General features: G+C 70.0%; 26 protein-coding genes. 10 read left to right on the top strand and 16 right to left on the bottom strand.

Annotated elements, in window-relative coordinates; all coding sequences use genetic code 11:
• The first annotated feature begins 49 nt into the window (after positions 1-49).
• From A5648_RS16295 to A5648_RS16285, 3 genes are read left to right on the top strand one after another with little or no spacing between them, the layout of a single operon-like run.
• Complete coding sequence (locus A5648_RS16295) at positions 50-538, top strand: phosphatase PAP2 family protein (RefSeq protein WP_234787447.1); 489 nt, start codon at positions 50-52, stop codon at positions 536-538.
• Positions 535-1284: a peroxide stress protein YaaA gene (gene yaaA / locus A5648_RS16290; RefSeq protein ID WP_065025541.1), complete on the top strand. Its 750-nt coding sequence runs from the start codon at positions 535-537 to the stop codon at positions 1282-1284. Before A5648_RS16295 ends, yaaA begins: the two co-directional genes overlap by 4 nt.
• Positions 1281-1931: a M15 family metallopeptidase gene (locus A5648_RS16285; RefSeq protein WP_065025540.1), complete on the top strand. Its 651-nt coding sequence runs from the start codon at positions 1281-1283 to the stop codon at positions 1929-1931. The genes yaaA and A5648_RS16285 overlap by 4 nt, the downstream gene beginning before the upstream one ends.
• On the opposite strand, the gene A5648_RS16280 is transcribed toward A5648_RS16285, so the two are convergent.
• The gene (locus A5648_RS16280) at positions 1924-2235 is read right to left on the bottom strand and encodes an MTH1187 family thiamine-binding protein (RefSeq protein WP_065025539.1); all 312 of its coding nucleotides are present in this window, start codon (positions 2233-2235) and stop codon (positions 1924-1926) included. The two genes, A5648_RS16285 and A5648_RS16280, sit on opposite strands and share 8 nt — an antisense overlap.
• Positions 2236-2287: 52 nt before the next feature.
• Here A5648_RS16280 and dtd point away from each other — a divergent pair, with 52 nt between their 5' ends.
• Both dtd and A5648_RS16270 read left to right on the top strand, forming a co-directional pair.
• Entirely contained in the window at positions 2288-2719 is a 432-nt protein-coding gene (gene dtd, locus A5648_RS16275; RefSeq protein ID WP_065025538.1) for a D-aminoacyl-tRNA deacylase, read from the top strand.
• 47 nt (positions 2720-2766) lie between these two features.
• Positions 2767-3192, top strand: a complete 426-nt coding sequence (locus tag A5648_RS16270; RefSeq protein WP_065025537.1) for a DUF2834 domain-containing protein — start codon at positions 2767-2769, stop codon at positions 3190-3192.
• On the opposite strand, the gene A5648_RS16265 is transcribed toward A5648_RS16270, so the two are convergent.
• From A5648_RS16265 to A5648_RS16250, 4 genes are all read right to left on the bottom strand, one after another.
• The gene (locus A5648_RS16265) at positions 3189-4631 is read right to left on the bottom strand and encodes a lipase maturation factor family protein (protein WP_065025536.1); all 1443 of its coding nucleotides are present in this window, start codon (positions 4629-4631) and stop codon (positions 3189-3191) included. The genes A5648_RS16270 and A5648_RS16265 overlap by 4 nt on opposite strands.
• Before the next feature lie 48 nt (positions 4632-4679).
• Complete coding sequence (locus A5648_RS16260) at positions 4680-5954, bottom strand: competence/damage-inducible protein A (RefSeq protein WP_065025535.1); 1275 nt, start codon at positions 5952-5954, stop codon at positions 4680-4682.
• A 24-nt stretch (positions 5955-5978) separates the two neighbouring features.
• Positions 5979-6458, bottom strand: coding sequence for a hypothetical protein (locus tag A5648_RS16255; protein WP_065025534.1), 480 nt, complete (start codon positions 6456-6458; stop codon positions 5979-5981).
• A 128-nt stretch (positions 6459-6586) separates the two neighbouring features.
• A complete protein-coding gene (locus A5648_RS16250) occupies positions 6587-6832 on the bottom strand; it encodes a hypothetical protein (RefSeq protein WP_064855471.1) in 246 nt (81 codons plus the stop codon).
• A 112-nt stretch (positions 6833-6944) separates the two neighbouring features.
• Here A5648_RS16250 and A5648_RS16245 point away from each other — a divergent pair, with 112 nt between their 5' ends.
• Positions 6945-7736, top strand: a complete 792-nt coding sequence (locus tag A5648_RS16245; protein WP_065025533.1) for an HAD family hydrolase — start codon at positions 6945-6947, stop codon at positions 7734-7736.
• A gap of 136 nt (positions 7737-7872) precedes the next feature.
• Entirely contained in the window at positions 7873-9003 is a 1131-nt protein-coding gene (locus tag A5648_RS16240; RefSeq protein WP_065025532.1) for a nitronate monooxygenase, read from the top strand.
• Between the two features lie 13 nt (positions 9004-9016).
• Here the strand turns inward: A5648_RS16240 and A5648_RS16235 are convergent, their stop codons facing one another.
• From A5648_RS16235 to A5648_RS16200, 8 genes are all read right to left on the bottom strand, one after another.
• Positions 9017-9475, bottom strand: coding sequence for a hypothetical protein (locus A5648_RS16235; protein ID WP_065025531.1), 459 nt, complete (start codon positions 9473-9475; stop codon positions 9017-9019).
• Complete coding sequence (locus A5648_RS16230) at positions 9475-10758, bottom strand: DUF58 domain-containing protein (RefSeq protein WP_082966535.1); 1284 nt, start codon at positions 10756-10758, stop codon at positions 9475-9477. Before A5648_RS16230 ends, A5648_RS16235 begins: the two co-directional genes overlap by 1 nt.
• The gene (locus tag A5648_RS16225; protein ID WP_109470819.1) at positions 10755-11759 is read right to left on the bottom strand and encodes an AAA family ATPase; all 1005 of its coding nucleotides are present in this window, start codon (positions 11757-11759) and stop codon (positions 10755-10757) included. Before A5648_RS16225 ends, A5648_RS16230 begins: the two co-directional genes overlap by 4 nt.
• Positions 11756-12238, bottom strand: coding sequence for a hypothetical protein (locus tag A5648_RS16220; RefSeq protein WP_065025530.1), 483 nt, complete (start codon positions 12236-12238; stop codon positions 11756-11758). The genes A5648_RS16225 and A5648_RS16220 overlap by 4 nt, the downstream gene beginning before the upstream one ends.
• Positions 12235-13194, bottom strand: coding sequence for a DUF4129 domain-containing protein (locus A5648_RS16215; RefSeq protein WP_342707273.1), 960 nt, complete (start codon positions 13192-13194; stop codon positions 12235-12237). The genes A5648_RS16220 and A5648_RS16215 overlap by 4 nt, the downstream gene beginning before the upstream one ends.
• Before the next feature lie 114 nt (positions 13195-13308).
• The gene (gene gnd / locus A5648_RS16210; protein ID WP_065025528.1) at positions 13309-14328 is read right to left on the bottom strand and encodes a phosphogluconate dehydrogenase (NAD(+)-dependent, decarboxylating); all 1020 of its coding nucleotides are present in this window, start codon (positions 14326-14328) and stop codon (positions 13309-13311) included.
• An 11-nt stretch (positions 14329-14339) separates the two neighbouring features.
• A complete protein-coding gene (locus tag A5648_RS16205; protein WP_065025527.1) occupies positions 14340-15746 on the bottom strand; it encodes a glucose-6-phosphate dehydrogenase in 1407 nt (468 codons plus the stop codon).
• Between the two features lie 99 nt (positions 15747-15845).
• The gene (locus A5648_RS16200; protein ID WP_065025526.1) at positions 15846-16268 is read right to left on the bottom strand and encodes a hypothetical protein; all 423 of its coding nucleotides are present in this window, start codon (positions 16266-16268) and stop codon (positions 15846-15848) included.
• Between the two features lie 144 nt (positions 16269-16412).
• On the opposite strand from A5648_RS16200, the gene A5648_RS16195 reads away from it, so the two are divergent.
• Positions 16413-16970, top strand: coding sequence for a YceI family protein (locus A5648_RS16195; RefSeq protein WP_065025596.1), 558 nt, complete (start codon positions 16413-16415; stop codon positions 16968-16970).
• 2 nt (positions 16971-16972) lie between these two features.
• On the opposite strand, the gene A5648_RS16190 is transcribed toward A5648_RS16195, so the two are convergent.
• Positions 16973-18076: a DUF7159 family protein gene (locus A5648_RS16190; RefSeq protein WP_131810583.1), complete on the bottom strand. Its 1104-nt coding sequence runs from the start codon at positions 18074-18076 to the stop codon at positions 16973-16975.
• Between the two features lie 372 nt (positions 18077-18448).
• On the opposite strand from A5648_RS16190, the gene A5648_RS16185 reads away from it, so the two are divergent.
• Positions 18449-19459: an esterase family protein gene (locus A5648_RS16185; RefSeq protein WP_065025524.1), complete on the top strand. Its 1011-nt coding sequence runs from the start codon at positions 18449-18451 to the stop codon at positions 19457-19459.
• A 114-nt stretch (positions 19460-19573) separates the two neighbouring features.
• Positions 19574-20032 carry an SRPBCC family protein gene (locus A5648_RS16180; RefSeq protein WP_082966534.1) on the top strand — a complete coding sequence of 153 codons (459 nt, stop codon included), beginning with the start codon at positions 19574-19576 and terminating at the stop codon, positions 20030-20032.
• A gap of 10 nt (positions 20033-20042) precedes the next feature.
• Here the strand turns inward: A5648_RS16180 and A5648_RS16175 are convergent, their stop codons facing one another.
• The gene (locus tag A5648_RS16175; RefSeq protein WP_065025595.1) at positions 20043-21806 is read right to left on the bottom strand and encodes a CocE/NonD family hydrolase; all 1764 of its coding nucleotides are present in this window, start codon (positions 21804-21806) and stop codon (positions 20043-20045) included.
• A gap of 194 nt (positions 21807-22000) precedes the next feature.
• Complete coding sequence (locus A5648_RS16170; RefSeq protein ID WP_065025522.1) at positions 22001-22495, bottom strand: carboxymuconolactone decarboxylase family protein; 495 nt, start codon at positions 22493-22495, stop codon at positions 22001-22003.
• Positions 22496-22584 lie beyond the last annotated feature (89 nt).

Raw genomic sequence — 22584 nt, 5'->3', positions numbered from 1 at the left:
CTGGTGGCCGCTGGTCGGCCTGTTAGCCACGCTGGCCCTGGGCTGGGCGGTGGGCCGCGGCTCGACCACCTTCGACGACTGGTTCAGCGATCACACCCACGCTCTCCTCGGCGGCCAGCCGCGATGGCTGCTGACGTTCACCAGCGTCTGGTTGGTGTTCGCGGTGCTGGTGGGCTGTCTGGCGGTCACCTTATTGCGGCGGCAGTGGGCGCTGGCGGCCGCGGTGCTGGTCTGCCCGTTCGTGGTCACCGCGACCAGCCAGGCCCTCAAGTACCTCTTCGACCGGCGCAACGGGCCGTACCTGGAATATCCCAGCGGGCACACCGCGCTACTGGTCGCGGTGCTGGGCATGCTGGTCGTGGTGGCCGGTTCGAGCCGGGCTCGGCGCGGGACTCTGGCCCTGGCGACGGTGCTGAGCCTGCTGGGCATGCTCGGTTTGGTGGCCTGCGGTTACCACTTCCTCACCGACACCCTCGGAGCGGCGATGCTCGCCACCGCGCTGGTGTGCGCAGCGGCTCGATTAACCTCGGCGCTGTGATCGTGCTGCTGCCACCGTCGGAGACCAAGCGGGCCGGCGGCGACGGACAGCGGCTGCGCCTGGAGGCGCTCGGGTCCCCGCAGCTGACCGAATTGCGGGCGGCGCTGGTCGACGAGCTGGTCGCCCTGGCCGCGGATCGGGACGCCAGCCGGCGCGCACTGGCGCTGTCGGCCAGCCAGGACGCCGAGATCGACCGCAACGCCCTGTTGCGTTCGGCGCCGACGGCGCCGGCGATCAACCGCTACACCGGCGTGCTGTACGAGGCGCTCGACATCGGCTCGCTGCGCGGCGCGGCGGCAGCCCGTGCCGCCGAGCGGCTGGCGGTCGGCTCGGCCCTGTTCGGGTTGCTGCGGGCAACCGATCCGGTACCCGCCTACCGACTGTCGGCGACCTCGAAGCTGCCCGGGCGGCCCGGCCTGGCCCAGCGCTGGCGCCCGATGTTGGAGCCGGTGCTGGCCGAGATCGCCGCCGCCGAACTGATCGTCGACCTGCGGTCCGGGTCGTATGCGGCGCTGGCCAAGATTCCCGGTGCGGTCTGCGTCGACGTGGTCGCCGAACATCCCGACGGCCGACGGGCCAGCGTCAGTCACTTCAACAAGGCGCACAAGGGCCGGCTGGCCCGGGCGCTGGCCACCACCAGGTCCGACCCGACCGACGCCGCGGCCGTGGCGGTGATCGCCCGCCGGGCCGGGATGCGGGTGGAGCGCGACCGCCACCGGCTGACCGTGGTGGTGCCGGCCTCATGATCAGGTCGTTGGCCGTGGTGCCGCTGCTGTTGGCCGCCCTGGCGGCCGGCGCGGCGTGGGCCGTTCCCGGCCCACCACCGGTGTCCCCGGCGGCGCGCGCGGCGGGGTTCGTCGACGTCCGCAGCGCGGTGCCGGACGCGATCCTCGATCTGCGGTATGCCACGGCGAACAACTTCACCGGCGTGCAGCTGTATCCGGCCGATGCCCGCTGCCTGGTGCACGAGTCGCTGGCTCCGGGCTTGACGGCGGCCGCCGATGCGCTGCGTGGCCGGGGCCGGACGTTGGTGTTCTGGGACTGCTACCGGCCGCACGACGTGCAGGTGCGGATGTTCGAGGTGGTGCCGGATCCGAATTGGGTGGCCCGGCCCGGCCCGCTGGCCCGCAGCCATGAGACCGGGCGGTCGGTCGACGTGACGACCGCCGACCCGCAGGGGCGGCTGGTCGAGATGGGCACCGACTTCGACGACTTTTCGCCGCGCGCGGCGGCCTTCGCCGGCGGGATCAGCGCGCGAGCCGCGGCCGAACGCGCCGCCCTGCGCGACGCGATGAGCGCCGGCGGCCTCGCCGGCTATTCCGGGGAGTGGTGGCACTTCGACGGACCCGGCGCCGGCGTGGGCAGACCCATCCTCGACGTCGCCGTCAACTAGGTGGCGCCGCCAGGTGCTGCTCCACCGACGCCACCTTGGTGGTCATCGCATCGACCGCGCCGGCTCGCCAGTCGGCCTTGATCACCGTGCTCACCCGTGGCGAGCGGGCCGCCACCGCTTCCACCGCCCGCTGCACCACTGCCATCGCCTCGGCCCAGCTGTCGCTTTCGATCACGGTGAACATCGAATCGGTGCGGTTGGGCAGACCCGACTCGCGCACGACCCGCACCGCCTCCGCGACGAGCTCACCCACTCCCTCGCCCACTCCGAGCGGCGTGACCGAGAACGCAACGACCACCGACATCTGACCACCCCTCCCGGTCGCACCATCGCCGAGCCTACCTAGAGTCGGGCCCATGCGGGTTCTGGTGCAACGCGTCTCGTCGGCCCGGGTTACCGTCGACGGCGAAACCGTCGGTGCGATCACGCCGGAAAGCCATGGATTGGTGGCGCTGGTCGGTGTCACCCACGGCGATGACGTGGCCAAGGCGCGGCGCCTTGCCGAAAAGCTCTGGCAGTTAAGGATTCTCGACGACCAACGCTCGGCCTCCGACGTCGGCGCGCCGATCCTGGTGGTCAGCCAGTTCACCTTGTACGCCGACACCGCCAAGGGGCGGCGCCCCTCCTGGAACGCCGCCGCTCCGGGTGCCGTCGCCGAGCCGCTGGTGGCCGAGTTCGCCGAGGCGCTGCGGAAATTGGGCGCGCAGGTGGCGACCGGGGTGTTCGGGGCACACATGGCGGTCGAACTGGTCAACGACGGACCGGTGACCGTGCTGCTGGAACTGTAGAGGCGAAACCGCCGTGCGCGCCGCGCCGCGCGTTTACCGTTGGCCAGATGAACACAGCCGCAAAGATCCGCTGCGGTGTCTACGCTGCGATATCCGTTGTCGCGCTGGTCGCGACCTGGAGCCAGAATCTGGCGTATGAGTTCGGCGACGTGTTCCCGCAATTCCTGCTCGACACCACCGTGACACCCGCGGCGCGCTCGATCACCGCCGATATCGTGCTGCTGTTCTTGGCCGCCGCGATCCTGATGGTCCTCGAGGCGCGCCGGCACAACGTGCGGTTCGTCTGGGCCTATATCGCCGGCGGCTTCCTCATCGCGATCAGCGTCACCTTCCCGCTGTTCCTGATCGCCCGCGAACGGCGCCTGGCTGCCGAGGGCTCCGAAACGCCGCGGCTGGGCCTTACCGACACGGCACTGCTGGCGGTGCTCACGCTTGCGCTGGCCGGCACCGCCTTCTGGGTTGACACCCGCTAGGACCCGCGACCAGAGGCCGAGACCGGCGGCAGGTAGATGCCCACCAGGCTGCGATGCCACCACGCCCGATCGCGCCGGCGCTCAGCCGGGGTGGTGAAGCGGTAATCGTAGAGCAGTGCACGCACGTACCGCGGCGGCTCGTCCGGGAAAGGGTTGTGCCGCAACAGGCGCAGCGTGTCGCGGTCGTTGCGCAGCAGACGTTCCAGCAGCGCGTCGCGCCACGGCAGCGCGTAGGTCGGCGATAACGCGGCGAACCACATCAGCCAGTCCAGCCGCAGGTGATAGGGCGCCCACTGCCGTGGCAGCCGGTCAGTGGCACCGGGTTTGCCCTTGAATTCGTATTCCCGCCAGACCGCCTTGTCGGTGAGCTCAGCGTCGGCGGTCCCCTCGATGACCACTTCTTGCCGGGAGCGTCCGACGGTCCCGAACGCCCCGTAGGTGTTGACCAGATGAAAGGGGTTGAACGAGGCGTTCATTCGCTGATTGCGTGATGCCATGTTGCGCACCGGCCAATAGCTGAGCACCACCACCATCGCAGCGAAGGCGATCGCAGCGACGGCGAACCACGCCGGGGGATCCGGCATCACCGGGGGCTGCAGGCCCGGAAGCAGTCCGGTGAACCACGACTGGTCGAGCGCGCTGGCGGCAAGCACGATCGTCACCCAGTTCAGCCAGGCGAAGTTGCCGGAGGCCACCAGCCACAGCTGGGTGACGATGATGATCACCGCCGCCGCCCCGGCGATCGGCTGCGGAGCGAACAACCCGAACGGCACCACCAGCTGGGCGACATGGTTTCCGGCGACTTCGATCCGGTGCAGCGGTTTGGGCAGGTGGTGGAAGAACCAGCTCAGCGGTCCCGGCATCGGCTGGGTCTCGTGGTGGTAGTCCAGGCAGGTCAGGTCGCGCCAGCAGGAGTCGCCACGCAGCTTGATCAGCCCCGCCCCGAACTCGATCCGGAACAGCAGCCACCGGGCCAGCCACATCACCAGCACCGGAGGCGCGACGCGGTCGTTGCCCAGGAATACCGCCAGCAGCCCGGCCTCCAGCAGGATCGATTCCCAGCCGAACGAATACCAGGTCTGGCCGACGTTGACGATCGACAGGTACATCGCCCACAACAGCAGCCAGATCGCCATCACCGCCCACAGCGGGACCAGCTCGCCGGCCCCGGCCACCAGGGCGGCTGCCAGTGCTGCCCCCAGCCAGCAGATGGCGGCGAAGAACCGGTCCGAGTAGTACAGCTGAAAGATGCTGGGGCTCACTCCGAATGGCCGCCGGCGCAGGTACCGCGGCACCGGCAGCATGCCGTGCTCACCGATCAGGGCACGGAACTGGCGCGCGGCGGCGACGAACGCCAGGACGTAAATCGCGGCGATGCCGCGTTCCAGCACCAGCCGGCCCAGCCAGTAACCCGATCCGCTCAACCACGTCGTGTTCACATCCGCAACTCCTCGGTGAGATGTTCATACCACCGGATGCGGTCGCAATCACGCGGTTGACAAGGCGCGGTGCAGCAGATGCATGGCCACCGTCGTCGAGCGTTCGCGAACGTCGGCCCGCTCCCCCGGCAGCCGGGTCGTGCGCGTGAGCAGCCGGCCGTCCCCGAGCGCGACACAGAAGCACACGGTTCCCACCGGCTTGTCCGGTGTTCCGCCACCGGGGCCGGCGATTCCGGTGATCGCCACCGCCGTATCGGCGGCGAAGCGGCGCAGCGCACCGGCGGCCATCGCCTCGGCCACCGGCTCGGAGACCGCACCGTGCTCGGCGATCAGGGCAGCGTCGACGCCGAGCAGGTCAACCTTGGCGTCGTCGGCGTAGGACACCACCCCGCCGGCGAGGTAGGCCGAGGCCCCGGGCGGGTCGGCCAGTCGGCCTGCCAGCAGCCCGGCGGTGCACGATTCCGCGGTCGCGATCCGCCGGCCGGCCAGCCGCACCGCCACCAGATCGTCGATGCGCGAACCGTCTTCGGAGAAGATCGCCCGGGCGTGCCGTTCGCGCAGCAGCGCGAGCAGCTGGCCGTAGGTCGCGGCGGCATCGGGTTCGTAGCGGGTGACGATCTCAAGCTCGCCGCGGCGCAGGCAGGTGGTGATCTCCAGCCGCAGGAAGTCGGCGATCGCCTCCTGGGCGTGCCGCAGCGTGTCGGCCAGACCGGACTCGGGCAGCCCGAACATCCGCACGGTCTGCTGTTCGTAGCGGGTACGACCGGCGATCGCCTGCTGCACCTCGGCGGTGGCGATCGCCTTGTGCCACATCGGTTGCAGCTCGCGCGGCGGCCCGGGCAGCACCACCACCGTGGGAGAGCCGGGCACCACCACACCGGGCGCGGTACCCACCGGATCGAGAACGATCGCGCCGGCCGGGACCATGGCCTGTTTGCGGTTGGCCGCCCGGACCGTCGCGAAATCCGGGGCGCCCGGCCCGGTGAAGCGCGCCATCATCGGTTTGAGGATGTCGGCGATCCGGGCTTCCAGCGCGGCGTCGAGCACGACGTCGCGTCCGCAGAACCGGGCGACGGTGTCGACCGTCAGGTCATCAGCTGTCGGCCCCAGACCGCCGCTGGTGATGATCAGGTCGACACCCTCGCCGGCCAGGAACCGCAGTTGGGCCTCGATGTCGCGGGGCCGGTCGCCGCAGATCGTGATGTGCGCCAACTCGACTCCCAGTTCCAGGAGCCGGTCGGCCAGCCACGGTCCATTGCGATCGGCGATCCGTCCGGTGAGTACCTCGGTACCGGTGACCACGATTCCTGCGCGTGCGCTCACCGGTCCGAGGTTACGGCCTCACCGTCAGGGCAAGCCGGGAATCAGCAGGACCTCCATCGGCGGCATCGGGGCTGACGGCGCGAAGACCGTCGGCGCCACCGCGGTGGGCACCGGTGTGGTGGGTCCGAAATTCGGCATCGGGAACGGCAGCACCGACGTCAGATTGGCCGGGAAGCCGGACAGTCCGGGCAGGCCGCCGGCCTGCGACGCCGGCGCCGTGGCACCCGAGGTCTGCGGAACGTTGAGGGTCGCGGTGGCGAGAGGCGACTGCGCCCCCGATGCAGCCGGCGCTACCGAGGTTCCGCTCAGTGCCGACGTGGTGGTCTGCAGCAACTGTTGCGGGATGGTGGTCGAGGAGGCGACCATCTGCTCGACGACGCCGGGCAGGCCCGGGTTGATCGGCACCGCGTCCGCGCCGGCGGTGGCGCTCGAGGCGAGTGCCGTCAGGAACAGTCCCGCGGCGGCGCCGGCCGCGACGGTGAGGCAATTACGGATACGTGACATGGCTTTCTTCCCCATCCCGATAACTACAAGGTCGGGACTGAAGTTAGCCGTGTGAAATATGTTGCCCGTGTGACACGAGGGGCGGTTATGCAACCGTTGCGAACCGGAGCCGTCGCGGTTATCGAGCCCTATCTGGCCAGCCAGCTCTGGATCTTCGCCAGCTCCGTGGTGTAGGCGAGCAGGACGGAGTCGTCATAGTGGGCCCCGCCGTTGAGGGTGCCGCTGTCGCGCCATACCGCGTGGACGTGGGCGGCCCCACGGCCGTAGATGTCGACACGCTCCCGCTGGGTACGCTGCCAGCCGAGCTCCGCGGCCTGCTCGGACAGGGCGTTCCGCACATCGGTCGCGGTGGTTTCACTGGTCTCGCTGGCCATGGCGCCGGCCTCCTTTCGCTAGGCCAAACACGCTATCAGCTGCCGGTTTCGCCTCCGTTCGTGCGGCGCGTGGTGGCGGTGATTCGCGGCGGCGGACGTAACATCGACGCCGATGACCGCATCACCGCGCGATCTGATCGCCGAGATCGGCCGCAGCGAAACCGGCGCCCGGATCGGAGCATTCTTCGATCTGGACGGCACGCTGGTGTCCGGGTTCACCGCCACCGCACACGCCGGCGACCGGATCCGCCGGCGTCAGGCCCGGGCCGGTGAGGTGCTCGGCGTCGTCGAGGCCGCGGTGCGATATCGGCTGGGCCGCATGCAATTCGAGCGGCTGCTGGTGCGCGCGGCGGGCTACCTGCGCGGCGAATCGATCACCGAGCTCGACGACGTCGGTGAGCGGCTCTTCGCCGACCACATCACCAGCCGGGTCTATCCGCACATGCAGGAGGTCGTGCGGGCCCATCAGCAGCAAGGCCACACCGTGGTGCTGAGTTCCTCGGCGCTGACCATCCACGCCGAGCCGGTCGCCCACTACCTGGGCATTCCGCAGGTGCTGTGCAACCGGTTCGAACTCGACGAGCGGGGCGTGCTGACCGGCGGCGTCGTCAAACCGGTGGTGTGGGGACCCGAGAAGGCGGCCGCGGTCCAGCGGTTCTGCGCGAACAACGGGGTCGACCTCGCCGAGAGCTTCTTCTACGCCGACGGCGACGAGGACGCCGCGCTGATGTCGCTGGTGGGCCAGCCCCGGCCGGTCAATCCGCGCCCCGGGCTGGCGGCACTGGCGGCCGAGCAGGGCTGGCCGGTGCTGCACGTGACCGGGGCCGGCCGCACCGGCGGCCGATCCCTGCGCCGCGCCGCCGGTTTCGGGGTGGCCGTGCTCCGCGCCTTCGCGACCCACTGAACCCGACCCCGGACACGATGGGCGGTAGTGTTGCATTCACGCGGCCCACTGGGGCCGACTGGCCTCGCCACGTCGAGTCTGGTACTAAATTAGAACACGTTTCACTTCGGTCCCGCCGCCCTTGAAGGAGTAAGTCATGCACACTCCCCTCTGCGACGAACTCGGCATCGAGTTCCCGATCTTCGCCTTTACCCACTGTCGCGACGTGGTCGTGGCCGTGAGCAAGGCCGGTGGTTTCGGGGTGCTGGGCGCGGTCGGCTTCACCCCCGAGCAGCTGGAGATCGAGCTGAACTGGATCGACGAGAACATCGGGGACCACCCCTACGGCGTCGACATCGTCATCCCCAACAAGTACGAGGGCATGGATTCCGGGCAGTCCGCCGAGGAGCTCGCCGACTCGCTTCGCAAGCTGGTGCCCCAGCAGCACCTCGACTTCGGCAAGAAGCTGCTGGCCGACCACGGCGTTCCGGTGGAGGGCGCCGACGAGGACAGCCTGCAGTTGCTCGGCTGGACCGAGGCGACCGCCACCCCGCAGGTCGAGGTGGCGCTGCAGCACCCGAAGGTGACGATGATCGCCAACGCACTCGGCACTCCCCCGGCCGACATGATCAAGCACATCCACGAAGCCGGCCGCAAGGTCGCCGCGTTGTGCGGCTCGGCCTCGCAGGCCCAGAAGCACGCCGCAGCCGGGGTGGACATCATCATCGCGCAGGGCGGTGAAGCCGGCGGCCACTGCGGCGAGGTGGGCTCGATCGTGTTGTGGCCCGAGGTCGTCAAGGCGGTGGCGCCGGTACCGGTGCTGGCCGCAGGCGGTATCGGCAGCGGCCAGCAGATCGCCGCGGCGTTGGCGCTTGGCGCCCAAGGTGCGTGGACCGGTTCGCAGTGGCTGATGGTCGAGGAATCCTCGAACACCGAAGCCCAGCACGCGGCCTACATCAAGGCCAGCAGCCGCGACACCGTGCGCAGCCGCTCCTTCACCGGCAAGCCGGCCCGGATGCTGCGCAACGACTGGACCGAGGCGTGGGAGGCCCCGGAGAACCCCAAGCCGCTGGGCATGCCGCTGCAGTACATGGTGTCCGGCATGGCGGTGCGGGCCACGAACAAGTACCCCAACGAGAGCGTCGACGTGGCGTTCAATCCGGTAGGTCAGGTCGTCGGCCAGTTCACCAAGGTGGAGAAGACCTCGACCGTCATGCAGCGCTGGGTGCAGGAGTACCTCGAGGCCACCGGTCGCCTGGACGAGATCAACGCCGCAGCCTCGGTCTGAGGACTTTCCCGCGTCACGACAGGAACGGTCGCAACGCCAGCACGTAGCAGCCCAGTGCGGCGGGCGCTGCCACCAGCGGTAGCCACGGCAGCTGCAGCGGGAAGCTCGCCGCCACCACTCCGACGACGCTGAATCCCGCCGCGCCCAGCAGCGCCGGGCCGGTCACCGGGGCAGCACCGTCTGCGGCGTGCCGCAACAACAGGTAGCCGACCGCGGCCAGCCCGGCGACCGCCACCGAAACCGTTGGCGGATCGGCGAACCCGATCACCGCGATGGCCAGCAGCACCGCACCCGTCGCGGCGGGCCGCCACCAGAGCCCGGCCAGCACCGCCGCGGCCGTGAGCAGCGCGCCGGCCGCGGCCATCCCGGACGCTCCGGAGCCGGCGGCAGCGGCCATCGCCAGCCCGCACGCTGCGGACAGCACCAGCGACAGGAACCGGTCGGCCGCAGCGGCGCGGCCTGAATGCTCCATCACCGCACCGCCGTTGGGCGATGGCGCTGCGTCACCAGGCGCATGGACTGCTCCAGGGGCTGCTGCGGCGACCACGCTGCGACGTCGACGCCGACGCTGGCCATGTCCCGGTACATGGCGGTGCGCTGCAGCGTCCAGAGCCTTGCCACCAGCGGAGCGGGTTGCTCCTGGAACGGGGGGCCGGCCAGCACATCGACCGCCAGCACCACGTGCCCGCGCTTGCGCAAGTCGGTCAGTGCGAGCGCGAACTCGGTGTCCAGCAGGGTGGAGAACGCGATGATCAGGGCGCCTGGCGGCACCGCCGCCCGCGGTGCGAGCGTCCCGGTGGTGGGCTCGAAGCCGTCGCCGGCACCCAGGACGGCATCGACGATGCGGTAGAACTGGCGCTGCCCGATATCGGCGCCGACCCAGTGCGGGTCTCGGCCACCGAGCGTGACGATCCCGGCGCGGTCACCGTTGCGCAACGCGGTCTGCACGACGTGCGCCGCGCCCAGCACCGACCGCTCGGTCGCCGCTGTCGCGGGCCCGCGCGGCTGCGGGTAGGCGTCGATCAGCACCACCACGTCGGCGGCCCGGTCGGTCAGCCGCTCGGTCACGTGCAGGCTGCCCCGCCGCGCGCTGACCGGCCAGTTCACCGCACGCAACGGGTCGCCGGGTACGTAGGCGCGGATGTCGGCGTATTCCACACCGCGGCCCGGGTGCCGGGTCAAATGCGTCCCGACCCGGTCGAGCAGCTCGCTGTGCGGCAGCGGCGTGGGCTGCGGGGGCGCCAGCGGGAACACCGTGACCTCGGCGACGTCGGCGGTGGCCGTGCCGGCCAACAGCCCGCCCCGGCCCACGGCGGCGACGGTGGCTCGGATCGGGTAGCGGCCCCAGCGCCGGGCGCTGGCCGTCACCGACTTGTTGGCGCCGGGCTCGCCGGCAGCCGTGGCGATATCGAGTTGCATCGCCGAATGCGCCGACACCTTCAGGCGCACCGCGGCCGCCTCGCCCTTAGCTGCCGCGGCCCGGACCGTCACTTCGACCGGCTCGGATTCGAAGCAGCGCTGCGCCGCGGGACTCGCGTGCACCCGCAACACCGGTACCGGCGGCTGCCAACCCAGCGAGCACAGCACGCCGAGCAGCGGCGCGGCGAACGCGATCAGCTGCCAGCGCGACCCACCCACCGCCACCGCCAGGGCCAGCGCCGCACCGGTGGCCAACGCACGGGCCAACGGCGATGCCCGCCAATGCAGTTCGATGTCGACTTCGGAAACCTCGCGGGCCTGCGGGTGGTGCGTCACGGCGGCGTCGCATCCGGCGCCGGTCCGGGCGCACCTGAGGTGCGCGGCACCGGCAGCCGCCGCAGGAGCTCCTCCACCACATCGGAGCCCTGGACGCGCCGCACCCACATCTCGGGCCGCAGCGTGATCCGGTGCGCGACCGCCGAAGTGGCCAGCGCCTTGACGTCTTCGGGGATCACGTAGTCACGGCCGAGCAGCAGGGCGCGCGCCCGGGCCAACTGGATGAGGTCGAGTTCGGATCGTGGACTGGCGCCCACGGCCACCTGCGGATGGTGGCGTGTCCCGTTCGCCAGCGACACCACGTAGCGCAGTACGTCCTCGTGCACGCTGACCTGCTCCACCGATTCCCGCATCGCGATCACGTCCTGCGCGTCGATCACCTGGCGCACCGTCGGCGTCGCGGCGCCCCGATCGAGTCGCCGGCGCAGCATGGCCGCCTCGTTCTGTTCGCTGAGGTAGCCCAGGCGCAGCCTGATCGCGAACCGGTCCAGTTGGGCTTCCGGCAGCGGGTAGGTGCCCTCGTATTCGATCGGGTTGTCGGTGGCCAGCACTATGAACGGCGACGGCAGCCGATGGGTGTGGCCGTCGATGCTGACCTGGCCTTCGGCCATCGCCTCCAACAAGGCGGCCTGGGTCTTGGGCGGGGTCCGGTTGATCTCGTCGGCCAACACCAGATTGGTGAAGATCGGCCCGCGCCGGAACTCGAAACTGCCCGAGGCCATGTCGTAGATGGTCGTGCCGAGCAGGTCGGCGGGCAGCAGGTCCGGGGTGAACTGCACCCGGGTGAAGTCCAGCCCGAGGGCGGCGGCGAACGACCGCGCGATCAACGTCTTGCCCAGACCCGGAAGGTCTTCGATGAGCACATGGCCGCCGGCGAGCACCGCGGTCAGGATGAGGGTCAGCGCGGCACGTTTGCCCACCACCGCCTGCTCGATCTCGTCGAGCACCGCGGTGCAGCGCTCGGCGGTAATCGCCGCTGTGCCCGACAGTCCCGCGCTCATCGCTGCTCCAGTCGGTACAGGATCTCCTCCAGCGCAGCACGTCCCGGGCCGGGCCCGCGGCCACCGGCGGGCGCGACGTTGCCCGGATCCACCCAGGGCCACAGCTCGTCACCGAACAGCATCGCCCCGGTGGCGTTGAACGCCGCCGGGTTCTTCGCCCGCCGCTGGCCGCTGGAGACCTCGAACTGACGGGCCAGGATCGGCCGCCAGCGCCGATCCCAGTCCGCTCTGGTCGATTCCGCCCAGCGGATTCTGGCCTCGGTTCCCGACAGCCACCGCCGCAACGACTCTCCGGGCTCATCGGTGAGCTCGGGCGCCGCAGGCTCTCCGGGTGGAGTCAGCAGCCGCCGGATTCCGGCCAGCGGCACCGCGACCGCGATGCCCGCCACATAGAGCAGGCTCTGACGCTGGTGGGTGAAAAGCGCCGCCAGCTGGACCGCGGTTACCAACAGCAAGCCTTGTAGCGCAAGCGTTTTCATGTCGGCGTCCGCAACTCGTCGAGGACCAGCCGCAGTATCGCGACCGCGTCGGTGCGGTGCCGCTCGGTCATCAGGTGCGGGCTGAACCGCGCCTCGGTGAACAGCTCCACCAGCCGGGATGCGTTTTCGGCCGGCAGTGCGTGGTGCTCGACGGCACGCGCCAATACTTCGCTGGGAGTGTCGAACTCGCGCGGCGCGGCATCGGGAACGTCGGCGAGGTGGCGCTCCATGACCGCGTAGCAGGCGATGATCGCCTCTCGCGGCCCGCGGCTTCGGTCGGCGATCCGGGTCAAGCCGAGTTCGGCTGCCCGGGCCAGGGTTTCGCCTGCGGAGGGCGCGGGCACCGCCGCCATCACCGGCCCGGCTTCCGGCGGCGCGGGCCTGCTCCGGCGGGAACGCGCGATGACGACCGCCGCGGCGATCAGCACCAGTAGGACCGCGGCCAGCACCAGCAGTGGACCGAACACAGCGCCTGTCGAGCCGTCCGGCAGCGGGTGCGGCGACACCGGGGCCGGCGCTTCCGGGCCGGCCGGTGCTGCGGGCGCCTCACCGCGCACACCGAAGAGCCGTGCCGAAATCGTGAAGCGGTGCGCCGCGCCCAGCTTGGTCAGCACCACGACCGTCAGTGACCACACCGCCACCGCGGCCACGCCGATCAGCAGCACCCGCCATGCCGGCTTTGCCCGGCCGGCACCGACTGTGGCGGACAGTTCTCCCATGCTGCCGGCCACCGCGCGATGCCGGCGGGCCCGCTGGATGGCGGCGACCACGAGGGCGCCGACGGACACCGCGAGCAAGGCCGCGAGAATGATCGGCTCCAACGGACCCGTCGCCGCCGGCCGGTGTGCGACATGCTCCCCGCCGGGCAGATATCCACGCGTCGCCGCGCCGGCGACGAGCAGCAGCATGATCAGGCCGATCACCGGCCCCGTCGTTCGGCCGGCGGTGGCCAGCACCGGAACAGCGCTCGTCTGAGTCCCTCGCCGTCGCTGCGGCATTCCCCATACTGGCACGCCAGGACGGCGGGCGGCCAGGGTCGCGCGACGCCGCGCTCGGCCGAACGGGCTAGCTCACGCGGATTTCTCGTCGTGCCCGCCGAATTGCTTGCGCATCGCCGAGAGCACCTTGGCACCGAACTCGAACAGATGGCGCGAAGCGAAGCGCGCGTACAGCGCCGTGGTCAGCACGGGTGCGGGCACCCCTTCGTCGATCGCGGCGATGACGGTCCAGCGGCCCTCCCCGGAATCGGAGACCCGCCCGGCGAATTCCTCCAGCGCCGGCGATTTCTGCAGCGCGCTGGCGGTCAGGTCCAGCAGCCAGGAGCCGATCACGCTGCCCCGCCGCCAGACCTCGGTGACCTGTTCGATGTCGATGTCGTACTGATAGAACTCGGGATGGCTCAGCGGTGCGGTCTCGGCGTCACCCTGTTGTTCGGTTTTGCCGATGTTGGCGTGGTGCAAGATGTTCAGTCCCTCGGCGATCGAGGCCATCATCCCGTACTCGATGCCGTTGTGCACCATCTTCACGAAGTGCCCGGCCCCCGACGGGCCGCAGTGCAGGTAGCCGTTCTCGGCCTGGGAGACCTCACCGTCGCGGCCCGGCGTGCGCGGGGCGGCCTCGACGCCGGGAGCAATGGTGGCAAAGATCGGCTCGACCCGGTCGAACGCGTCGCGATCTCCCCCGATCATCAGGCAGTAGCCGCGTTCGCGGCCCCACACGCCGCCGCTGGTCCCGCAGTCCAGTAAGTGAATCCCTTTGTCGGACAGCAGTTTTGCGTGTGCGATGTCATCGCGGTAGTAGGAGTTGCCGCCGTCGATCACGATGTCGCCTGCCGCCAGGGTCTCGGCGAGTTCTTCGATGACGCCGGTGGTGATCTTGCCGGCCGGCACCATCACCCACACAACGCGGGGGGTGGGAAGTTTCTCGGCCAGTTCGGCGAGCGAGGACACCCCGGTGGTGTTGGCCTCGGCGGCCAGCGCGGCGACCGCGTCGGCATTGTGGTCATAGACGACGCATTCGTGGCCGTCGGCGGTCAGCCGCCGAACGAGATTGGCTCCCATCCGGCCCAGGCCGATCATCCCCAGTCGCATAGCTGTCCTTCCTACTGTGCCGGGCCGCCTTCCGGCAGCCATGGGTCCTGCCAATTGCGATGGCCGCGCACCAGCTCGTGCGCGGCCTCGGGCCCCCACGAACCGCGTTCGTAGGAGTGGACGTCTCCCGGCTGATCGAGCAGCGGTGCCACGATGCGCCAGGTCTCCTCGATGCTGTCCTCGCGGGCGAACATCCGGCGATCGCCGATCATCGCCGCATGCAATAGCCGCTCATAGGGCCGGATCGGTTCCCCCAGATCACGGGCGAACGAGGAATCCAGGTGGACGTCGCGCCAGGTGTCGTCGTCCTGGGCCACCAGTTGCAGCCGCAGTCCCGGATCGGGGTCGATACGCAACACGATCTGATTGCGTTGGGCGCGTCCGCGTTGCGGCATGAACTCCAGGGCCGGAACACGGCGAGTGAACAGCCGGACCTCGGTGACGCGTTCGGGCAGGGCCTTGCCGGCCCGCAGGAAGATCGGCACCCCCGCCCAGCGCCAGTTCTCGATCTGCAGGCGCAGTGCGACGAAGGTCTCGGTCTGCGACCCGTCGGCCACCCCGGGGACGTCGGCATAACCGCGGTACTGGCCCCGCACGTAATGCGCGGGTTCGGCCGGGGGCATCGCCCGGAACACCTCGGCCTTCTTGTCGTTGAGGTCGTCATCGCCGGGCCCGACCGGTGGCTCCATCGCGAACAGCGCCAGCACCTGCAGCAGGTGGTTCTGCACCACATCCCGCAGCGCACCGACGGCGTCGTAGAAGCTGCCGCGCTCCTCGACGCCGAAATTCTCGGCCATGGTGATGTGGATCTCGGCGATCGTGTGCCGGTCCCACAGCTCGGCCAGGGTCGTGTTGGCGAACCGCAGGTACTCGAGGTCGGCGACGGGCTGCTTGCCCAGAAAGTGGTCCACCCGCAGGATCTGGTCTTCGCGCAGCACCGCGCGCAGCCGGGAATTCAGGTCGCGGGCAGAGGCCAGGTCGTGGCCGAACGGCTTCTCCACCGCCACCCGCGAGCACTCCAGCAGCCCGGCCCGGCCCAGATTTTCCACGATCGGGGCGAACAGCGACGGCGGCATCTCCAGGTAGTACAGGCACTGCTTGTCGGCGCCGACGCGCTCGGCGAGTTGCTCGTAGAGCGCGGAGTCGGTGACGTCGCCGTGCAGATACGACATCCGCTTCGCCAACCGGCGAAACACCGCCTCGTCGAAGGACTCTCCGGACTGGCGGATCGCCTCGCCGGCCCGATCGACCAACTCCTCGACCGTGATGTCGTCGCTGGCCACCCCCAGGATCGGGCAGTCGAGCAGCTGGCGGCGCTCCAGGCGGTACAGCGCGCGGAAGGTCATTTTGCGGGCCAGGTCTCCGGTTATCCCGAAGATCACCAACAGTTCCGACGTCGCCTCACCGCGTTCGCCCAACTCCTCGGCACCTCCTGCGTATAGCTACCCCGGCTGAAGCTAATGCAACCGTCTGGACGAACGCTGTACACCGGAGACGGGGGCGGGCTCACGCCTCGGTCATCCGACCTGGGCGATCCCGGGCGGGAAGTACGGCCCGATACCCCCGGTGTAGATGCCGGGCTGCCAGCCCCGCGCGCCCAGGCACAGCAGCGGCAATCCATCGGGCGACTGCGCGGCCGATTGCGGGTTGGGGCACGGCGAACCGATGTCCTGCACCCCGTAGAGCGGGTAGGAGATCTGCCAGAACCCGGTGTCCTTGGGCGGCCACTGGTTGGCGATGAAATGGCATGCCAGCGCCTGGCCGTTGGGGCCGTGGCCGTAGATGAAGCGCTCCCAGCTGAAGCAGGCGTCGCCCTGCCGCTGCCCTTCGGCCATGCCCGGCACGTCACCGGGGTAGGCCCCGGCAGCCGGCGCGCCGCTGACGGCGACGACACCCGCGGCTCCCGCGAGGAAAACAGCTGCGGCTAATTCACGAATCATTCTTTTCGCCCCTACTGCCCTTCGTCCCTCTTCGATCCGGGCCAGCAGCCGGCCCCGCGTGGAAGCCTAACGGGTGGCCGCAGCGCCTCATTGCGAATCCGCCGAATGCCGTCGCCGGCCGACCGGGCCGCTAAAGTGCCGCAGATGGCCACGGGGCAGTTCGACGCATCACACGGGCAGCTGCAGCTCGGCACGGGTGTGACCGGCCGGGGCGCCAAGATGGGCCACCGGCTCACGATCGCCATGGAGCGCTGGCAGGCGCAGGTGTCCTGGTCCGGCCAGCAGCCCACCGCCGCGGCACTGACCGTCGAGGTGGATTCGCTGCAGGTGCTGCGCGGTGACGGCGGACTGACCCCGCTGACCACTCCGGAGAAATCCTTGATCCGCAGCAATGCGCGCAACTGCCTTGACGCCGCGGAGTACGGCCGAATCCGGTTCGAGTGCAGCGACATCGCCCCGACCGACGACGGTTACCGGTTGGCCGGCAGCCTGGAGATCCGCGGCCTCGCCAGGCCGCACGTCATCGAGGTGCGGGTGACCCGTCTCGATGGATCGTGGCGGATCGAGGGCGAGACCGTGGTGCGCCACACCGATTTCGGCGTACGGCGCTATTCGATGCTGATGGGCGCCCTGCGGGTCGCCGACGAGGTGACGGTGCACCTCTGCGCGACCGTCCCGGAGGAGAAGATCCGCGGATCCTGACCTCAGCGGCCGGGAAGACGCGGAAGACGCTCGCGGAACCGGTCCAGCAAGGACGGCCCGGCGCTCGGCGGGGGCGCCGGCGGCACCGGGGCCACGGCCGGCCCGTCCCACAGGGAACCGAACTCGACCGGGTCCTCGGGCAGCTCGGCCAAGGGAGCGGGAGCGGCCGGCGGCGGCGCCGCGGGCGCGGCCGGTGGTGGGGCGGCGGGCACCGCGACGCGAGCCACCGTCGCGCGCTCGGGCGGCCGCACGTCGGGGACGTCCCGGCCCGGGCCCAGCTGCAGGCTCAGCGCGGCCGAGAGTGAGGCCACGAAGGTCACCGCTCCCCCGGTCAGCATCGTCACGGCCGCGGCGTACGAGAAGGGCATCGCACGTTTTGAGCCGACGCCGCCGATCCGCAGCCCGGCCGGGGCGCCGGTGACCGGCGGGCCGGTCAGGTCGGCGTACGGCGCCAGGGCCAGCGCCGCACCGCGCGCCAACGCCTGCTGCGCCCCGGACTGGACGAAGACCGGTACCGAAAGCCGGGACTCCAGGCGGCGCCCGAGCCGGTCCATGCCGCGCATCGAACCGGCCACCATCAGCGTCTCGGGCCGCCGGCCGCCCGCGGCAAAGGCATCGGCCAGCCAGTCGATCACCTCGTCGGTGCCGCCGATCGGACAGGTGCTGACGACCGGGCCCTCGTCACCGCGGCCGCCGAACACCAGCGTGGCCGATCCGGGTTCGATGACACACACCGCGCTCTGTTCGCCGCGGGATCCGATGCCACTGGTCAGCGAGGCGGCGGCGCGCGCGAATCGCACCGGCACCACATTGTCGAATCCGGCGTCGGCCAGCGACTCCAACAGCAGGGCGGCCCCCACGGCTGCGTCGTCGCTCCAGGTCACTCCCACGCCGTGCAGCCGGTCGCCGCGGGCGGCCAGCACCGTGCGGACCCGAGCGGCAACGGCCGACGCCGACGACGCCATGCTCACCGCATCCAATCCGGCATCACCGCGGGTGATACCGAACTCGTCACCGGAAACCGTCGGGCAGCCATCGGCCTGACCTTCGGCCATGACCCAGCCGAGCGTCGTCGGCGTCATCGCCAGCCCCAGTACCGTGTCCAAAATCGCGCGCCCCAATCGTCCTGATCTGCGATGTCACCGCGTCGGCGGAGAGCCTGCGCCGGGTCCCCGTGCTGGGACTCGGCGGGCACCGGAACGGACCGGAGACAGCCCAGGACAGTGTGGTCTTGTCGGCTTACCGCAGGGCAGCCTACGCGTGTCGGGGGGTTGTGGCTAACCGGGTACCGCCCGGAATTCGGGTATGCTATATCGCGAGTCGGATACCCGAGACGGCCGCGGAGTTGCGGATAGCGGCCGTTGTCGCATGTTGAGGGCCCGATCCAGAAGTGGTGGCGTGCGTTGCGTCGCGAACGACAGATTAGTTACTTTGACAGTATTTCGAGAGCGTTCCGTAGCAGACGACAAGGGGCAGGAATGACAGACGTGACCAAGGGAATGCGCTGGGTGCGCCGACTTATGGTCGGCGCGGTGGCCGCAGCAGCGCTGCCGGGCCTGATCGGCCTGACCGGTGGCGAGGCGACCGCATCGGCGTTCTCGCGGCCGGGTCTGCCGGTCGAGTACCTGCAGGTTCCTTCAGCGGGTATGGGCCGTGACATCAAGGTTCAGTTCCAGAGCGGTGGTCAGGGTTCCCCGGGCCTGTACCTGCTCGACGGCATGCGCGCCCAGGACGACTTCAACGGCTGGGACATCAACACCCCGGCGTTCGAGTGGTACTACCAGTCGGGCATCTCGGTGATCATGCCGGTCGGCGGCCAGTCCAGCTTCTACAGCGACTGGTACAAGCCGGCCTGCGGTAAGGCGGGCTGCACCACCTACAAGTGGGAGACCTTCCTCACCAGCGAACTGCCCTCCTATCTGGCTTCGGAGTACGGCGTGAGCCAGAGCCGCAACGCGGCGGTCGGTCTGTCGATGGCCGGCGCGTCGGCGATGACGCTGGCCATCTACCACCCCAACCAGTTCACCTACGCCGGTTCGCTGTCCGGCTACATCAACCCCTCGGACGGCAAGAGCTGGATCGGGCTGGCCATGGGTGACGCCGGTGGCTACAAGAAGGAAGACATGTGGGGCCCGGACGACGACCCGGCCTGGTTGCGCAACGACCCGACCGTCAACGTCGGCAAGCTGGTGGCCAACAACACCCGACTGTGGGTCTACTGCGGCAACGGCCGCCCGAACGAGCTGGGGGGCGACAACATCCCCGCGACGTTCCTCGAGGGCAACTTCATGATCGGCCAGAACAAGAAGTTCCAGGAGCTCTACACCGCGGCCGGCGGCAACAACGCCGTGTTCAACTTCCCGGACTACGGAACCCACAGCTGGGAGTACTGGGGGGCTCAGTTGCAGGCGATGAAGCCTGACCTGCAGAGCCACCTGGGCGCCAGCGCCGGCGGCGGCAGCGCCGAGAGCGGCAGTTCCGAGGGCTGACCCGAAAAGTCAGACAGCTGAAGCACTGAGCCCCACCCGATCCGGGGTGGGGCTCAGCGCTTTGTTCGGGGTAGCCGTAGCTGGACCGCGGCGGACGTGCTTGGATTGGCGAGCATGCAGGGTTCCGCGACAGTTCACATGGCAGCACCTCCCGAGCGGATCTGGGATCTGGTGGCTGACGTCCGCAACATCGGGCAGTTCTCCCCCGAGACCTTCGAGGCCGAATGGCTCGACGGCGCCACCGGCCCAGCAGTGGGGGCACGGTTCCGGGGACACGTCAAGCGCAACGGGATCGGTCCGGTGTACTGGACGACGTGCCGGGTCACCGAGTGCGAGCCCAATCGGGTCTTCGGCTTCGCGGTGCTCGCCGGTGATCGAGCACTGAACCGGTGGCGCTACGAGCTGACGCCCACCACCGACGGCACCGACGTCACCGAGTCGTTCAAGCTGGCCGACTCCTTCCTGACCAGCGTGTACTACTGGGTGTTCGGCGGTTTTCTGCGGCAGCGCAACAACATTCGCGATATGCGGCGCACGCTGGAACGCATCCGGGACGTCGCAGAAAAGGGCTAGCAGAGCAGGGTTAATCCAGGGCGTCCGGATCGGCCAGCGGCAACAGCAGAAACGACGGGGTGGGCCCACCCTGGTGCAGGCGGTAGGTGCCGCCGGCCAGCGCCCGGCGTGCGGGCGCGGTCGGCACCAGGTGCGGGAAATCGTAGGTGGTCACGGTCAGCCGCAGCCGGTGGCCGGGAGCGATCATCGCGGCGGTCGGAAAGATCTCGATGTCATACCCGGTCAGCTCCCCCGGTTCGACGGGCCGCACCGCTGACCGGGTGCTGATGTGGTGCGGGCGCAGCACCGTGCCGTCCGGCAGATACCAGCTGCGCTCCGGATCGAGCGCCCGGTGCGAGCCCAGCAACGCCCCCTGTGTCAGTGGGCGGCACACGCCCTCGGGCGCGACGTCGTCGAGGTAGGCGACCCACAGCGTCTCGGTGGTGTCGGCCGTTGCCTGCACGTGCAGCGTGATCGGCCCGGCGATCAGCGTCGGCGCATCGAACGGTTCGCCGGTGTAGGTCAACGCATTTCGGTGTAGGCGGCGGTTGTCCTGGTCGTAGCGGGTGCGGCCGCCGGCGGCGGCGGTGACGAAGCTGTTCAGGCCGAGCGTCCACTGTTCCAGGCTGCGCCCCGACATCGGACCGCGAGTGCGGTATGGCAGTGCGGCCAGCGTCTGCTCGGCCGGGGCGTCGGCGATCAGCCGGCCGCCCTGCGACAGGTACAACCGGGTGGGCGTCGCCGCCGGAATCGGGTACTCGCCGGCGTGGTACCAGCGGCTGTCGCCGATCGCCTGAAACGTGAACGGCGAACCGGAGATCTCCGCGGCCGCATCGTCTTTCAGCCAATGATCGAACCAGCGCAGCTGCAGGTCCTGGATACGCAGCCCGTCGTAAGCCGATACGTGATACCAGGGCCCCATCATCAGCCTGATCCGGTCTGCCAGTGGCTGCCCGGGCTGCATCGGGGCGTGTACCGGCCGGTCGCTGCAGGCGTTCTGCAGGGCGGCGTAGTTCAGCGGCGCGCCGCGCTGGAAGGCGTCGTGCCAGCCGCCCACCAGAAAGACGGCCACCTTGTTGGCCGCGATCTCGGGCAGCACGAGGTCGGGCCGCATGCTGTCCCAGAACGGACCGTCGTAGGCGGCGTCACCGCCGACGCGCGCCTCGGTCACCAACGGCCCGAAGTAGCCGCGCTGATCCCTGCCGCGCTGGCGCACCGCGGCCAGTCCGCCGGCCCGGGGCCGGGGATGGTCACCGCGGGTGAAGAACTCGAGGGCCGGGTTGATCACGTTGAGCATTGTGTAGAGCGCGCCGTAGCCGCGCACGGTCGCCAGGTGCGGAGCGCCGCCCATCGCGGCGGCATCCCGGTAGAAGTCGTTGGCCGCCATCACCGGGAAGATCGCCTTCAGCGGGGAGTCCGGGCCGACGGCGGCCGCGGTGAACAGCTGGTTGATCGCCAGGTAGGAGATGCCGAACATGCCGACCCGGCCGTTGGCGTTCGGCAGCGTCGCGGCCCAGTTCACCAGCTCGACGCCATCGCGAGCCTGGTCCGGGCCGAACATCTGGAACGACCCACCGGACGCGCCGGTGCCGCGAACGTCGACCATCACCTCGATGTAGCCGCGCCGGATCAGGCGAGGCGTGGGACCGCCGCCGATCTGCGCGGCCGGTGGCGGGGCGAGTTTGCCGTAGGGGGTCACCGACAGCAGGACCGGAAACGGCCCGGCCGCCGGCGATCCGGTGTCGCGTTCAGTGGGGTAATGGATATCGGCGCGCAGCACCACCCCGTCGCTCATCTCCACCGCGACATTGCGGCGCACCCCGACGCCGTACTGTGCCGGCGGCGCGGACCACTCGGGGCGCAGCGGCGAGGGGCTGCTGTTGCGGGCCCGGACGGCAGCCGATTTCAGCGCCGCGACACCGGCAACCCCGACCACAGCCGCGGCGGCCGCCGCGGCCCAGCCGGCCCGGCGCGAGGGCCGTCGCACCATCAAGCGCGGCTGGGCAGGGTGAATGCGCAGGCCTGACCGATGTCGAGGGTGCGCAGCAACCGTCCCATGCCCAGCCACAACGCACACGACAGCGCGAGGTCGGCCAACAGTTCGTCGCTGAAGTGCTCGGAGCACCGCGACCAGAAGTCCTCGTCGTCGCGCAGCCCGGTGTGGTCGATGGCGAACCGGTGGGCGAACTCCGCCGCGAGCCGTTCGGAGTCGCTGTAGCCGGGCCAGGTGCGCCACTCGGCGACGTGGTCGTAGAGCTCCTCGCTCACTCCGGCCGCCGGGCCGTCGGCATCGCGGGTGTTGACGCACACCGCGCACTCGTTGTCAAAGGCGATCACCATCCGGGCCAGCTCGCGGGTGCGCATCGGCAGCCGGCCGCGGTTGTAGACCGCGGTACTGAATCCACCGATGCCCGCGGCGAGTTCGGGCGATTTGGCCATCCAGGCCGTCAGGTCATCCGCGGGGAAAGTTCCGATTCGGCTCATACCTGGGGATGCTAATCGGCTTTGCCGTCACCATGGGCGCTGCCGACGAACTCCCCCGAATGTGCCGACCAATCCCGGTCGACCAGGGC

Origin of the sequence: Mycolicibacter sinensis, from assembly GCF_001673565.1 — a bacterium.
In the GTDB taxonomy this organism is placed as follows: domain Bacteria; phylum Actinomycetota; class Actinomycetes; order Mycobacteriales; family Mycobacteriaceae; genus Mycobacterium; species Mycobacterium sinense_C.
The sequence above is the reverse complement of the archived record's forward strand: the minus strand, read 5'-3'. Positions and strand labels throughout refer to the sequence as shown.